This is a genomic window from Streptomyces sp. ALB3, assembly GCF_044385685.1.
Lineage (GTDB): Bacteria > Actinomycetota > Actinomycetes > Streptomycetales > Streptomycetaceae > Streptomyces.
The window spans coordinates 45,198-59,565 of record NZ_JBISCE010000008.1 but is presented as its reverse complement, the minus strand read 5'-3'; the positions used below and the strand labels follow the sequence as shown (position 1 = coordinate 59,565).

Here is a 14,368-nt window from a genome sequence, read left to right as displayed (position 1 = left end):
GGGTCAGACGGTCATGCCTGGTCGCCGCGGAGCGGATTGGCGATGGCTACGTACACGGACTGTGTGTCCACCGGGCCTACGAGTTCGTCGAGGCCGTGCATCCGGGTCAGCAGGTTGGCCTTGCAGCGGAGCCGGCCCGTCTCCAGCAGGTAGGAGGGCAGTGAGGAGCCCAGCGTGACCGCGCCTTCGAGGAAGCGGCGGAACGCGGCGAGGAGCAGCCGTTCGTCGGCCAGTCGCTGGGCGCCGAACGCACCGATCAGCCCGAACACGTTGTTGATGCCGAGGTAGTAGGCGAGGCGCTCGTCGGTGACGGCGTCGGAGACGAAGGTGTCGCTGACGGCGCCGATGCCGGGCAGCCTGCGCTCCAGCGCGGCCCGGTTGGACTCGCGGAAGTAGTAGCCCTGGTTGTCGCGGTACCGTCCGCCGACGGGCCAGCCGTCCGGGTCGAGAAGGACCAGCGTGTTCTGCTGGTGGGCCTCCAGGGCTACGCCCGCGTGGGCGTCGAGCCAGAGGACCGGCAGGACGACCCGGTCGAGGTAGCGCAGGAACCACTCGGCGCACACGGCCCCGGTCGTCCTGCCCGTGCGCGCAGCCAGCGCGGAGACCGTGTCGGCGAGGCGCGAGTGCGTGCCCGGGCGGCCGGGCCACGGGCGGGGGGAGGTGAGTGCCGCGATGCACACCGCGTCGTCGGCCGGGCCGAAGGGGTTGTGGCGGAGCATCACGTCGAGGCCGGGGACGGGGCTGCCGTCCGGGTGGTCGACGGCCAGCCATGCGGGGTCGCGGACGATGTCGAAGCCCGGGTGTGCCTGCCGCCACCGGTCGGCCAGGCCCGTGCGCAGCAGCCGGTGGACCTCGGCGCCCCGGTGGAGTTCCTTGCGGAGGTTCTCCCGCCGGGAGTTGGTGATCCGTACGCCCAGGGAGAGCTTCAGCATGAGGTCGGAACCGGGGCGGTGCACGGTGCGGACGGAGGACGTGGGGTGCCAGCGTTCCCCGTGCGGGCCGAGGTCGTGGAGGAGTCCCTTCTCGCACAGCGCCACCACCTCGGGGCGGCGCAGGACCTCCGCGGCCTGCCAGGGGTGGAGCGGGAGGGCCGTGGTCCCTTCGGGCAGGCTCAGGCCTTCGGCGTGGGGCGCGAGGAGCGCTTCCGCCGGGACGGTCCTGCCGGCCTTGGTCCATGACGATTCCGTCGCCAGTACCGACCGGTCGACGGCCATCCAGTGGAGCGGGAAGGAGCCTCGCAACTCCGGCGAGTAGAGCAGCGTCTCGGTTTCGGAGAGGCCTTCACGGCTCTTGGGCGTGGGGTGCAGGGGGTGACCGAGGACGAGTGACTGCTCGGCGGCGAGGAAGAGGTCGGCCTCGGACGGCGCGGTGGGTGTGCGGCGGCGGTCCGCGATGAAGGCGGCCGTGTGCCGTACGGAGTCGGCGACCCTGGCCACCAGATCGACTCCGGCGTACCGCTCGCTCTCACGGCTCAGCAGCGCGGCCACGGTGACGGCGTCGACGCCCGGTGCCCCGGCGGGGGCGTTCTCCAGCACCGGCGTCCCGAAGCGGTGCCACCCCGTCGCGGACCAGTGGGTGACCGGGACGACGAGGGCGGTGCCGCTCGCCGGCAGCGGGATCCGCAGGGTGCCCCCCTGCGGACGGGTCAGGTCGTTCTCCCTGGTCCAGCAGCGCAGAAGATTCTCCGTACCGGCCGAGTCCGCGGCCCGGAGGGGGTCCGGATGATCGAGGGGGTCCGGGCCCGCGGGGCCGGGAAGGTCCGGGAGGGCGCCTGCGACGGGCCGCGGGGTTCCGTGCGGACCGGCCTTCTGGCGCGGCACGGTCGTCGACTCGACGGCGAGGGGGCCCTCAGGCAGGTCATGTCCTCGCTGCTGGCTGGTGAACGGGCCGTCGGCCTCGGGCGCGGGGGTGGGGTTCACGGCGGTCTTCCTTGTGAGGGGTCCGGGGTCAGCGGGTCGGCCCGGCAACGGCCCGGCGGTACGGAGAGCGCTCGGCCGCTCCCAGCGCGTCGGCGAGGCGGTCGACGACCGCCGTCGCCTGTTCGTCGGTGAGGGTGAGGGGAGGGAGCAGTCGGACCACGGCGTCGTGGCGTCCGCCGAGTTCGACGATGAGGCCGCGGCGCAGGCACTCCTGCTGCACCGCTGCGGCGAGTGCCGGATCCGGCGGCGGTGCGGAGCCGTGGCCGGCGGTGACGGTCAGCGGCGCGGCCTCGGGGTCGACGAGCTCGATGCCGATCATCAGGCCGCGGCCCCGGACGTCACCGATGCTCGGATGGTGCGCGCTGAGCGCCTGGAGTGCGGCGGTCATGCGCGCGCCCAGCGTCCCCGCGCGTTCGGCGAGCCGGTTCTCCCGTACGTACGCGAGGGTGGCGGCGCCTGCCGCCATCGCGAGCTGGTTGCCCCGGAAGGTGCCGGCGTGGGCGCCCGGCTGCCAGAGGTCGAGTTCGGCGTGGTAGACGATCACCGCGAGCGGCAGCGAGCCGCCGATGGCTTTCGAGAGCACCATCACGTCGGGCACGATACCGCTGTGCTCGACCGCCCAGAAGGTGCCGGTCCTGCCGACTCCGGTCTGCACCTCGTCCGCGATCAGGGCGATGGAGCGCTCCCGGGTGATCTGCCGCATCCGGCGCATCCAGCCGTCCGGGGCGGGGTTCACCCCGCCCTCGCCCTGGACGGGTTCCACGATCATGGCTGCCGGTGCGGCCACACCGCCCTTCGGATCGTCCAGGAGGTACTGCGTCCAGTGGGCGGCGATGTCCGCTCCCCGCTCCCCGCCGGCTCCGAAGGGGCAGCGGTAGTCCTGCGGGAAGGGAAGCCTCGTCACCCGTACGTCCGGGGCTCCGCCCGAGGCGGCCAGCGCGCCCGCGGTCATCCCGTGGTACGCGCCGGTGAAGGCGAGGAGTCCGCTGCGTCCGCTCGCTGCCCGGACCAGCTTGAACGCCGCCTCGACGGCGTCCGTGCCCGCCGGACCGCAGAACTGGATCCGGGCGTTGTCGGCCAGTTCCCGGGGCAGGGTCGCGAACAGCTCGGTCGTGAAGGCGTCCTTGACCGGGGTGGCGAGATCGAGCACATGCAACGGTGCACCGGAGTCGATCACTTTCCTGATGGCCTCGAGCACCACGGGGTGGTTGTGGCCGAGGGCTAGTGTGCCCGCCCCTGACAGGCAGTCGAGATAGCGGCGGCCGTCGGCACCCTCGATGGTCATACCCCGTGCGCGCACCGGCACGATCGGCAGGGAGCGCGCGTAGGTGCGGGCCGCGGATTCGCGGAGCGCCTGCCGCCGCAGGATCCCCTCGTGCGCGGACGGAGGCGCCACCGGAGCTGGTTCGGTCACGGCCACGGCTCTTCGGTCCTCCTGCTGTCACAGTTGCGTCGCGCATCGGTGCGGCTCTCCGAAGATGACTGCGCCGATGAACGCGGTCCGGGGCTCCCCCGTACGTACCAACGACGCGGGGCGCGGGGGATCACGGGTAAATCGGAAGATCCTCGTGCGGGCGGAACCGTGGCCCTGCCGCACGCCGTCCCCATCGGCACCGGCATAGTAGGGGCCGCACTCGGGACGGAGCCGCCGCTCCGCGGGGTGTGCACGGCCCCGCAGGACCGGGCCGCGCACCCCGAGTCCGCAGTGCGGTACCGAAGTCAGTGACGAAGTCCCAGGGGGATCACCAGATGCGACCCATGCGCCCGATCGATACCGCACACCGCGGGGGGAGCGGCCGGCGCACCCCTCGGGTGTTCGCCGCAGCCGCCCTCGCCGCTGTCCTGACGCTCACCGCCACCGCCTGCGGACCGGAGGAGGACGGCGCGATCAGCGAGCCGAGCAGTTCCACCGGGTCGTCCGACGGAAAGGTCACGATCCCGGACGACCTCAAGGACCGGCTCAAGGAGCACGGGATCGACCTCGACCAGTGGAGGGGCGGCGAGTGGAAGAACTGGGACAAGGACAAGTGGCTGCGTGAGGCCAAGGACTACGTCAACCCGATCATCGAGGACCTCTGGGACCCGGACCGCATGCGGGAGGCGGACAAGCCCCCGGAGAACCCCGTCGACAACGACATCTCCGGCGACGAGGGAGTGACGGATCCGACCCCCGCGCCGGTCGAGGCGGCGAACGTGCAGACGCCGTACCACGACAGCGCGCCGGAGTCCGGAAAGCTCCTCTTCGACGGCCCGGACGGTTCGATGGTCTGCTCGGCGACCGTGGTGAAGGACCCGGCCCACCCCGGCAAGTCCAACATGGTGTGGACCGCCGGGCATTGCGTGCACGCGGGTAAGAACGGCGGCTGGTACCGCAACATCGCCTTCGTGCCCTCCTACAACGACAGCGGTATGTCGACGGCCGAGCTGGAGAACGCGTCCATCGAGGAGGTGGCTCCGTACGGCGTGTGGTGGGGTCAGTGGGCGCAGACCTCGGAGCAGTGGATCGACCAGGGCGCCTCGACCGGTGGCCAGGGCGCCCCGTACGACTTCGCGGTGCTGCAGGTCGCTCCGGAGAAGGGCTCGACGGGCAAGTCCCTCGAGGAGACCGTCGGTTCGGCACTGCCGGTCGAATTCGACGCCCCCGCCGTCCCGGAGATCGAGAGCATGACTGCGACCGGCTATCCGGCGGCCCCGCCGTTCGACGGCCAGAAGGCGCTCCGGTGCACCGACGAGCCGGGCCGGCTCGCCGTCTTCGAACAGCAGCCCACGATGTACCGCATCGGATGCACGATGACCGGCGGGTCCTCCGGTGGCGGCTGGGTCGCGGACGGTCAGGACGGCAAGCCCGCGCTGGTCTCCAACACCTCGATCGGGCCGGTGACGGCTGGCTGGCTGGCCGGTCCCCGTCTGGGTGCGGAGGCGAAGGGCATCTACGAGGCCGTCAGCAAGAAGTACGCGGGACGGTGACCCCGGGGCGCGTTCCCCGGCAGAGCACGGGCCGGCCGGGGAACGCGGTGGCGTAAGGCCTCCGGAGCTCGCCGGGCGGCCCCGCCGCCACACCGCTGCCGGGCGTGCCCACGGCGTGCGGGCGTCTCCACGGGGACGCGTGGGAACTTCGCCGGGCCAGGCAGCACGCGCATGAGGCCGGGCTCCCCGCGTGCGGGGAGCCCGGCCTCATGCGCGACGCCGGCGCGCGACTCGCGCGTGCCGGCGTCGCGAGGTTCGGCACGCGGTCGACGCGTGCCGGTCAACGCGTCAGTGTGTCACCGGCGCGAAGGCGGCCAGTTCGGCTCCGAGCCGCTCGTGGACCCGCGCCTTGAGCAGCGTGCCCTCCGGCGTGTGCTCCTCGGAGATCACCTCGCCCTCGGCGTGTACCCGCGAGACGATCCCGCCCTGGGTGTAGGGCACGAGCACCTCGACCTCCACCGACGGGCGCGGCAGCTCGGCGTCGATGAGCGCGAGCAGCTCGTCGATGCCCGCGCCGGTCCGCGCCGACACCGCGATCGCGTGCTTCTCGGTCCGCAGCAGACGCTGCAGGACCAGCGGGTCGGCCGCGTCCGCCTTGTTGATCACGACGATCTCGGGCACGTCGACCGCGCCGACCTCCCGGATCACCTGGCGTACGGCGGCGAGCTGCTCCTCCGGCACCGGGTGGGAGCCGTCCACGACATGCAGGATCAGGTCGGAGTCGCCGACCTCCTCCATCGTGGAGCGGAACGCCTCGACCAGGTGGTGGGGAAGGTGCCGCACGAAGCCGACGGTGTCGGCCAGGGTGTACGTCCGGCCGCTCGGGGTCTCGGCCCGGCGCACGGTCGGGTCGAGGGTCGCGAACAGGGCGTTCTCCACCAGGACACCCGCGCCCGTGAGCCGGTTGAGCAGCGAGGACTTCCCCGCGTTCGTGTATCCGGCGATGGCCACCGAGGGGACCTGGTTGCGCCGGCGTTCCTGGCGCTTGATCTCGCGGCCGGTCTTCATCTCCGCGATCTCTCGGCGCATCTTCGCCATCTTCTCGCGGATCCGTCGCCGGTCCGTCTCGATCTTGGTCTCACCGGGACCACGGGTGGCCATGCCGCCACCGCCGCTGGAACCGCCACCGCCCATCTGCCGGGAGAGCGACTGGCCCCAGCCGCGCAGGCGCGGCAGCATGTACTGCATCTGCGCCAGCGAGACCTGCGCCTTGCCCTCACGGGACTTGGCGTGCTGGGCGAAGATGTCGAGGATCAGGGCGGTCCTGTCGACCACCTTGACCTTGACGACGTCTTCCAGGTGGATGAGCTGGCCGGGGCTGAGTTCTCCGTCGCACACGACGGTGTCCGCCCCCGACTCGAGAACGATGTCGCGCAGCTCCAGCGCCTTGCCCGAACCGATGTAGGTGGCCGGGTCGGGCTTGTCGCGCCGCTGGAACACGGCGTCGAGAACCTGCGCGCCCGCCGTCTCGGCGAGTGCGGCGAGCTCCGCGAGCGAGATCTCCGCGTCGTGGACGGTCCCCGATGTCCAGACGCCGACGAGTACCACGCGCTCCAGACGCAGCTGCCGGTACTCGACCTCGGTGACGTCCTCGAGCTCCGTGGAGAGTCCGGCCACGCGGCGCAGTGCCGCACGGTCGGAGCGGTCGAGCTGGTCGCCGTCGCGCTCTCCGTCGATCTCATGGCTCCAGGCGACGTCCTCTTCCATCAGGGCGTCGGCCCGAAGGCTCTCGGTGAGGCTCTCGGAGTCGGCTTCCGTGGCGCTCTGCGCGTCCTGCGCGTCCTGGGGAAGGGAAGAAGAGGAGGTCATTGGATCCTTACGTCGATAGAAGTCCGTTACGTCAGTCACAACGCGTGATCCCGCCGGAAGATTCCCCGAAGGGGACACACCGGCCGGCTGCCGTGCCGACGCGTCGATAGTGGCATGTCCCCGCTCGGCTCGTCACTCGGGTTTCGGTGCCCGCGTGGGGCTCTGCGCGGATGCGGCGTTCCGGGGCGCCTCGGTGCGCCAGTCGGGGTGCCCGGGCATCGGCGGTGTCTTCTTCCCGTACAGCCACCCGTCGAAGAACGCCGTCAGGTCACGTCCCGCGATGCCCGAGGCCAGGGCCGTGAACTGCTCCGTGGTCGCCGAGCGGTTCCGGTGGACCCGCACCCAGGTCCGCTCCAGACGGTCGAACGCCGCCTCACCGATCTCCTCGCGCAGGGCGTACAGGATGAGTGCGCTCCCGTCGTACACGACCGGCCTGAACAGGCTGATCTTGTGGTCGGGGGTGGGGACGTCGGGGTGGGCGGGTGGGCCGCCCGCGGCGCGCCAGGTGTCGGAGCGGGCGTAGGCCTCACGCATCCGGCGTTCCAGTGACTTCTGTGCGTGCTCCTCGGCGTAGCGGGCCTCGTACCAGGTCGCGTGTCCCTCGTTGAGCCAGAGATCGGACCAGGACCGGGGCGAGACGCTGTTGCCGAACCACTGGTGGGCGAGCTCGTGCACCATGACCGAGTCGACGTACCACTCCGGGTATCCGGTCCCGGTGAAGAGGGAGCGTTCGAAGAGCGAGAGCGTCTGGGTCTCCAGCTCGAAGCCCGTCTCGGTGTCCGCGACGAGGAGCCCGTACGTCTCGAACGGGTACGGGCCGACCTGTTCCTCCATCCAGGCCAGCTGCGACGGGGTCTTCTCCAGCCAGGGCTCCAGCTCGTCGCGGTCGGCCGCGGGCACCACGTCGCGTACCGGCAGCCCGTGCGGGCCGGTGCGGTGCAGGACGGCGGAGCGGCCGATGGACACCTGGGCCAGTTCCGTGGCCATCGGGTGCTCGGTGCGGTAGGTCCACGTGGTGGCGCCGGCGTGGTCACGCTTCCCTGCGGGGAGGCCGCCCGCCACGACGGTGAGTGCCCTCGGCGCGGTGACCCGGAAGGTGAAGTACGCCTTGTCGGCTGGGTGGTCGTTGCCGGGGAACACCCGGTGTGCGGCGTCCGCCTGGTTGGCCATCGCCAGACCGTCGGCGGTCCGGACCCATCCGCCGTTGGCCTGGTCACCCGAGGGATCGCTGGTGTGCCGGACGGTGATCCGCACGGGCGCCCCGGCCGGGAGCGGAGAGGGGGCGTCGACGACGAGGTCCTCGCCCGCCGCGGCGAACTCCGAGCCGGTCCCGTTGACCTCGACGGACCGGACGGTGCCCCGGGCGAAGTCGAGGTTGATCCTTTCCAGGGGGCCGGTGGTCCGTGCGTCGATCGTGGTGACGGCGTCCAGCGGCTCGGTGTTGCCGCCCTTGTAGGTGAGCGAGATGTCGTACGCGAGGACGTCGTAGCCCGGGTTGCCGAGGTGGGGGAACAGGCGGTCGCCGATGCCGAGCGGTTCCGGTGCGGGCAGGGTGGCGGCGACGAGGGTGACCGACGCGGTGGCCAGCAGGGCGGCACGCAGTCGGCGGGAGGTGAGCGGCATGGACTACCGCTACCAGCGCGCACCGTCCGCACGGAGGTGCCGCGCGCCGCACCACCCGAACGGGGTCTGCGTGGAGCGGCAGGAGAAGCCCGGCGGAGGCGCGGTCAGCCGGTGGCGGCCGGCTGCTGGGCGCGGCTCACGTCGTAGACGCCGGGTACGTCGCGCATCGCCCGCATCAGACCCGGCAGTCCCGCCGCGTCCGGCAGCTGCAACGTGTAGGTGTGCCGGACACGCTGTTCGCTGGGCGGCTCGACGGTCGCCGAGACGACGGCCGCGTCCGCGGTCGCGATGGCCTCCGTGAGGTCGGCGAGGAGCCGGGGGCGTCCGAACGACTCGGCGACGAGGGTGACCCGGTAGTCGGCCGTGCCGTTCCAGTCGCCCGGGTCGCTCCAGCGTGCCCCGACGGCCGCCCGGCCGGCCGCCCGCATGCGGGTCACCGCCGGGCACTCCTCGCGGTGCACGGTGACGGCTCCGCCACGCACCGTGAAACCGAGGATGGCGTCGGGAGGGACCGGGGTGCAGCAGCCGGCCAGCCTGACCGGGGCCCCCGGCGTGTCGACGACCACGCTCGGGGTCCGGTCCGCCGCCCTCCCCCGGCCGGCGGAGGCGTCCTCGGCGGGCTGGAGCTGCGGCCTCGGCGCCTCGGGCCCGCCTCTGTGCGGTCCCTGCGCGGCGTCCGGATGGGCCTCGAGCCAGGCTGTGATCGCGATCCGGGCGGTGGGGGTACGCGCGTGGTCGAGCCACTCCGGGGAGGGCCCCGACGAGGCGTCCTGGGCGAGCAGCAACTGCACGGTGTCACCGTCGTTCAGTACGGTGCTGAGCGTGGCCAGCCGGCCGTTGACACGGGCCCCGATACAGCCGTGGGCGTCGTCGCCGTACTGCGCGTAGGCGGCGTCGACGCAACTGGCACCCGCCGGCAGCCCGAGTGTCCCGCCGTCGGTGCGGAACACCGTGATCTCCCGGTCCTGTGCGAGGTCGGCGCGCAGCGTGGCCCAGAACGTGTCCGAGTCGGTCGCTGCCTCCTGCCAGTCCAGCAGGCGGGAGAGCCAGCCGGGCCTGGTCGGGTCGGCGCGCTCGTCGGCGGGTTCGGCCTGCTGCGCCGCGGTGGGGCCGTCCTGGGTGTAGGGGTTGCCGAGCGCGACGACGCCCGCTTCGGCGACCTTGTGCATCTTGTGCGTGCGGATGAGGACTTCGGCGACCGCGCCCTCCGGGCCGACGACCGCCGTGTGCAGCGACTGGTAGAGGTTGAACTTGGGGGCCGCGATGAAGTCCTTGAACTCGGAGATCACCGGCGTGAAGCAGGTGTGCAGTTCGCCCAGGACCGCATAGCAGTCGGCGTCCTCCCCGACCAGCACCAGCAGCCGTCCGAAGTCGGTGCCCCGCATCTCGCCGCGTTTGATCCTCACCCGGTGCACGGACACGAAGTGCCGTGGCCTGATGAGCACTTCGGCGCTGATGCCGGCTTCCCGCAGAGTGACCCTGACGCTGTCGGCGATCTCCGTGAGCGGGTCCTGCGCGCCGCCCCAGGCGGAGATCAGGGCCTGGGTGCTCGCGTACTCCTCGGGATGCAGGATCGCGAAGACGAGGTCCTCGAGCTCCGTCTTGAGGGCCTGTACGCCGAGGCGTTCGGCGAGCGGGATGAGTACGTCCCGCGTGACCTTGGCGATCCTGGCCTGCTTCTCGGGCCGCATGACACCGAGGGTCCGCATGTTGTGCAGCCGGTCGGCCAGTTTGATCGACATGACCCGGACGTCGTTCCCCGTGGCGACGAGCATCTTGCGGAACGTCTCGGGCTCGGCCGCGGCTCCGTAGTCGACCTTCTCCAGCTTGGTCACGCCGTCGACCAGGTAGCAGACCTCGTCGCCGAACTCCTCCCTCACCTGGTCGAGGGTCACGTCGGTGTCCTCGACGGTGTCGTGGAGGAGCGAGGCCGTCAGGGTCGTCGTCTCAGCGCCCAGTTCGGCGAGGATCAGGGTGACGGCCAGCGGATGGGTGATGTACGGCTCGCCGCTCTTGCGCATCTGGCCGCGGTGGGAGGACTCGGCCAGGACGTAGGCCTCGCGCAGAATGCCGAGGTCGGCGTCCGGGTAGTGCGCGCGGTGGGCCTCCGCGACATGCCCGATGGCGTCGGGCAGCCGGTCACGGGAGACCGGCCCGAGCAGGGCGACACGGCCCAGTCTGCGCAGGTCGATCCGTGGACGACCGCGCTTGCGAAGGGGAGCACCTGGATTGGTGGCCTCTGCGCTCATGGGGCACCTCCGGCAACGTCGACCGGCGGTGGAGAGGTGCGGATACACCCCCGGGCCGGTGCTTGATGCTATCGACCCCACCACGTGGCGCAGTCCAGCTCTCGCTCAGCGTGAAACGGATCACCCATTCGAGCGAAGCTCTAACCGATCACCGTTTCGAGCCAGTCGCGGTCGATGAAGCCCTCCGCGACGATCACGGCGGGTCCTGTCATGTCGATCCCGCCGTCCGGATACTCGGTGATCACCAGGGTGCCGCCGGGCAGGTCCACCGTGTACGTGGCGGGGGCGCCGGTCCGCGCCGGGTCCACACCGTCCCTGCGGGCGGCGGCGACCGCCACCGCGCAGGCACCGGTGCCGCAGGAGCGGGTCTCGCCCGAACCGCGCTCGTGGACGCGCATCGCGACGTGCCGGGGCCCGCGGTCGGCGACGAACTCGATGTTGACCCCGTCGGGGTAGACGGACTGCGGGCCGAACGGCGGTACGGAGCGGAGCTCTCCGGCGTGGGCCAGGTCCTCGACGAACGCGACGGCGTGCGGGTTGCCCATGTTCACGTTGCGGGCCTCCCAGCTGCGGCCGTCCACGGTGACCGTGACACCGTCGTCCGGCAGTACGGCCCGCCCCATGGAGACGGTGACGTCGCCGTCCTTGGCGATGTGCACGAGCTTGACCCCGCCCCGGGTCGCGACGGACAGGTCGCCTTCCGTGACGAACCCGGCGCGCTGCAGGAAGCGAGCGAAGACCCGTACCCCGTTGCCGCACATCTCGGCGACCGAACCGTCCGCGTTGCGGTAGTCCATGAACCACTCGGCCTGCTCGGCCATGCCGCGCGCCTCGGGATGCGCCGCGGACCGCACGACGTGCAGCAGCCCGTCGCCACCGATGCCCGCCCGGCGGTCGCAGAGCCGGGCGACGACGGAGACCGGCAGGTCGAGTGCGTTGTCAGGGTCGGGAACGATCACGAAGTCGTTCTCGGTGCCGTGGCCCTTGAGGAAGGGGATCTGCGAAGTGCTCACGAAGCAACTGTACGAGGCTCCGCCCGTGGACGGCGGAGCCGGGCCCACTCGCTGACGGCAGGGAGCGGGACGGTCAGCGGAGCCGTGCCACGCGCCAGACGGCCAGGGCCACCAGTACGGCGCAGACGGCGACGTAGAGCGTGATCACCCGCCAGTCGGGGCTCTCCTTCGATCCCCTGGCCGGCAGACCGGGCCAGGTGTGCCCGACGCGGCGCGCGGCCATCATGCCCCAGCCCGCGGCGCAGCAGCTGATCAGCAGTCCCAGCATCGCCACGACGGCACCGCCGCCGCCGAACTCGAAGGCGAGCGGGAAGGCGAACATCAGGGAGCCGACCGCGGCCAGCGCCACGATCGGCGCGAGCTGCCAGATGCGCATACGGCGGGCGGGACGGAGCTCGACCTCGACCTCGGGGGTCACGTCGTGCTCGTCGGGCCCGTCAGGGCTCAGACGCCCGGCCTCGTGCCGCGCGTCCGGTGCTTCTCGGTCTGTGTCGCGAGGGCCGGCCTCCATCGCCACGCGCCCTCCCAACTCGGACTCCACTGGTCGATCGATGCTCGATGATGGCACGGCCCCGGCTGCCGAAATGACGGGCGGAGCGTCCCGATGCCATCACGTGATCAGGCTGTAACCGCTCGTTCGACCAACGCCAGCGCCCGGTGCGGGAGTTCTTCCCGGTGTTCCTCGGCACCGCTCAGCCACCGGACGCGCGGGTCGCGCCTGAACCACGAGTCCTGGCGACGCGCGAAGCGTTTGGTGGCGCGCACGGTCTCCGCGCGCGCCTGTTCCTCGGTGCACTCCCCCGCGAGCGCCGCGAGCACCTGCTGGTAGCCGAGCGCCCGTGACGCGGTGAGGCCCTCGCGCAGCCCTCGGGCCTCCAGGTCGCGCACCTCGTCCACGAGCCCGGCGTCCCACATCCGGTCCACTCGGGTACGGATCCGTTCGTCGAGTTCGGGGCGCTCGACGTCCACACCGATCTGGAGGGCGTCGTAGACGGCTTCGTCGCCCGGGAGGTTGGCCGTGAAGGGCTTGCCGGTGATCTCGATGACCTCCAGGGCGCGGACGATACGGCGGCCGTTGCTGGCCAGGATGGCGCGGGCGGCCTCGGGGTCCGCGTCCGCGAGCCTGGCGTGCAGGGAGGCGGAGCCGTGCTGGGCCAGTTCCTGTTCGAGTCCGGCGCGCACGTCCGGGTCCGTCCCCGGGAACTCCAGGGCGTCGATCGCGCCCTTCACGTAGAGCCCCGAGCCCCCCACCAGGACGGGAGTGCGCCCTTCGGCGAGCAGCCGGTCGATCTCGGCGCGGGCGAGCCGCTGGTACTCCGCGACGCTCGCCGCCTCGGTCACGTCCCAGATGTCCAGCAGGTGGTGCGGGACACCGGCGCGCTCGGCGGGCGTCAGCTTGGCGGTGCCGATGTCCATGCCCCGGTAGAGCTGCATGGAGTCGGCGTTGACCACCTCACCACCGAGCTGCTGGGCGAGGAACACTCCCAGATCGGACTTGCCGGCCGCCGTGGGACCGACGACGGTGATGACTCGGGGGGTGGGAGCTGGTGATCTCACCGGGACAGTGTCCCAAACATCCGGACCCGTCCCGACCGGGAGGCGCTGATCCCGTCCGCCGCCGCCTGCGCGGGCGCCCACTCATCCGTCCCGGACGGGCACGGTGAGTCACGCGGGTTTGCCCCTGGACGGGTAAAATGTGACCACAGTCCCCCAGCACGGAAGGTGACCCATGGGTTTCCTGGACAACCTGAAGGCCAAGCTGGCCCCGGCCAAGGAGAAGGTCGGCGACCTCGCGCAGCAGCACGGGGGCAAGATCGACCAGGGCCTCGACAGGGCGGCCCGCACGGTCGACCAAAGGACCAAGGGCAAGTACAGCGACAAGATCGTGTCCGGTACGCAGAAGGCAAAGGACGCGGTCGACCGCCTGGGCAACAAGAACGAGGGCGGTACACCGCCGCCACCGCCCGCACCCTGACCCGGGGATCGGCGGAACCGAGGGCCGTGGAGCGAGGTCGCCCCACGGCCCTCATCCGTGCCGGTGCGAGGCCGGGGCGGCTCAGGACCACGCCGCGACGGCGTAGCCCACGCCGTACGGGGCGTCCTCGTACAACAGCCGGCCGCCGAGGCCGGCGTCCTGGGCGGCGCCCGCGAGCACCTGCCAGGGCGCCCGGCCCCCGGCCTTCAGGTCGTACGCGAGCGACTCGTCCAGGGCGCTCAGCGCGGCCACGTCCGCAAGGTCCAGCGCGCGGGCCACCGCCGCGTCGAAGTCCGCCGCACGCTCGTCCAGGTAGCCGGGGGCCTTGACCGTGCGGCAGGCACTGCCGTCCCCCATGACCAGCAGGGCGACCCGTTCCGCCCTGGCAGCCAGATCCGCGCCGGCCCGCAGGCAGCGGTCGGTCGGGAGCTGTTCCCCCACACCCAGGCCTTCGACCGGGGCGCCGTCCCAGCGGGCACGTCCCAGCAGCCAGGCGCCGACGGTGAGGGAGGCCGGGAGCGGGCGTCGCGGTGCCACGGATCCGGCGGGCACCTCCCCCAGCCGCACGGTCAGACCGACGCCGAATCCGGCCATGGAGCCGGCCGAACCCGGGGGGAAGGGTCCGTGGCCGTCCGGCCCGGCGGGCCCGGTCACGATCAGCAGATCCGGCTCCGCGGCGGCGAGGACGTCGAGCGCGTCGAGACACGCCTTCCTCGCGGTGTCGAGCTCGGGCCCGGCTCCCGCGGCCACCTCGGGGACCAGGAGCGGCGGGCAGGGGCATACGGCGGCGGCGACAAGCATGCCGGTCAGCGT

At 72.0% G+C, this 14,368-nt stretch carries 11 protein-coding genes; 2 read left to right on the top strand and 9 right to left on the bottom strand.

Features of this window, described 5'->3' with window-relative positions:
• Nucleotides 1-11: 11 nt before the first annotated feature.
• A complete protein-coding gene (locus ACHFIV_RS07215; protein ID WP_398964806.1) occupies nucleotides 12-1,919 on the bottom strand; it encodes an IucA/IucC family protein in 1,908 nt (635 codons plus the stop codon).
• Between the two features lie 28 nt (nucleotides 1,920-1,947).
• A complete protein-coding gene (locus ACHFIV_RS07210; protein WP_398964804.1) occupies nucleotides 1,948-3,339 on the bottom strand; it encodes a diaminobutyrate--2-oxoglutarate transaminase family protein in 1,392 nt (463 codons plus the stop codon).
• 338 nt (nucleotides 3,340-3,677) lie between these two features.
• On the opposite strand from ACHFIV_RS07210, the gene ACHFIV_RS07205 reads away from it, so the two are divergent.
• On the top strand, nucleotides 3,678-4,886 hold the full coding sequence (locus tag ACHFIV_RS07205) for a trypsin-like serine peptidase (RefSeq protein ID WP_398964803.1): 1,209 nt from the start codon (nucleotides 3,678-3,680) through the stop codon (nucleotides 4,884-4,886).
• 288 nt (nucleotides 4,887-5,174) lie between these two features.
• On the opposite strand, the gene hflX is transcribed toward ACHFIV_RS07205, so the two are convergent.
• The 6 genes from hflX to miaA form a co-directional block, all read right to left on the bottom strand.
• Nucleotides 5,175-6,695 (bottom strand): GTPase HflX, encoded by a 1,521-nt coding sequence (hflX, locus tag ACHFIV_RS07200; protein WP_398964801.1) that lies wholly within the window; start codon nucleotides 6,693-6,695, stop codon nucleotides 5,175-5,177.
• Nucleotides 6,696-6,827: 132 nt separating this feature from the next.
• Nucleotides 6,828-8,318 carry a M1 family metallopeptidase gene (locus ACHFIV_RS07195; protein ID WP_398964799.1) on the bottom strand — a complete coding sequence of 497 codons (1,491 nt, stop codon included), beginning with the start codon at nucleotides 8,316-8,318 and terminating at the stop codon, nucleotides 6,828-6,830.
• Between the two features lie 104 nt (nucleotides 8,319-8,422).
• The gene (locus ACHFIV_RS07190) at nucleotides 8,423-10,567 is read right to left on the bottom strand and encodes a RelA/SpoT family protein (RefSeq protein ID WP_398964797.1); all 2,145 of its coding nucleotides are present in this window, start codon (nucleotides 10,565-10,567) and stop codon (nucleotides 8,423-8,425) included.
• Nucleotides 10,568-10,707: 140 nt separating this feature from the next.
• Entirely contained in the window at nucleotides 10,708-11,580 is an 873-nt protein-coding gene (dapF, locus tag ACHFIV_RS07185) for a diaminopimelate epimerase (RefSeq protein WP_398964795.1), read from the bottom strand.
• Between the two features lie 73 nt (nucleotides 11,581-11,653).
• Nucleotides 11,654-12,091, bottom strand: coding sequence for a hypothetical protein (locus tag ACHFIV_RS07180; RefSeq protein WP_398965932.1), 438 nt, complete (start codon nucleotides 12,089-12,091; stop codon nucleotides 11,654-11,656).
• Between the two features lie 107 nt (nucleotides 12,092-12,198).
• Nucleotides 12,199-13,137, bottom strand: a complete 939-nt coding sequence (gene miaA / locus ACHFIV_RS07175; protein ID WP_398964793.1) for a tRNA (adenosine(37)-N6)-dimethylallyltransferase MiaA — start codon at nucleotides 13,135-13,137, stop codon at nucleotides 12,199-12,201.
• Between the two features lie 172 nt (nucleotides 13,138-13,309).
• On the opposite strand from miaA, the gene ACHFIV_RS07170 reads away from it, so the two are divergent.
• Complete coding sequence (locus ACHFIV_RS07170; RefSeq protein WP_398964791.1) at nucleotides 13,310-13,555, top strand: antitoxin; 246 nt, start codon at nucleotides 13,310-13,312, stop codon at nucleotides 13,553-13,555.
• 81 nt (nucleotides 13,556-13,636) lie between these two features.
• Here ACHFIV_RS07170 and ACHFIV_RS07165 read toward each other — a convergent pair whose 3' ends face one another.
• Entirely contained in the window at nucleotides 13,637-14,356 is a 720-nt protein-coding gene (locus ACHFIV_RS07165) for a class III extradiol dioxygenase subunit B-like domain-containing protein (protein WP_398964789.1), read from the bottom strand.
• Nucleotides 14,357-14,368: the final 12 nt, after the last annotated feature.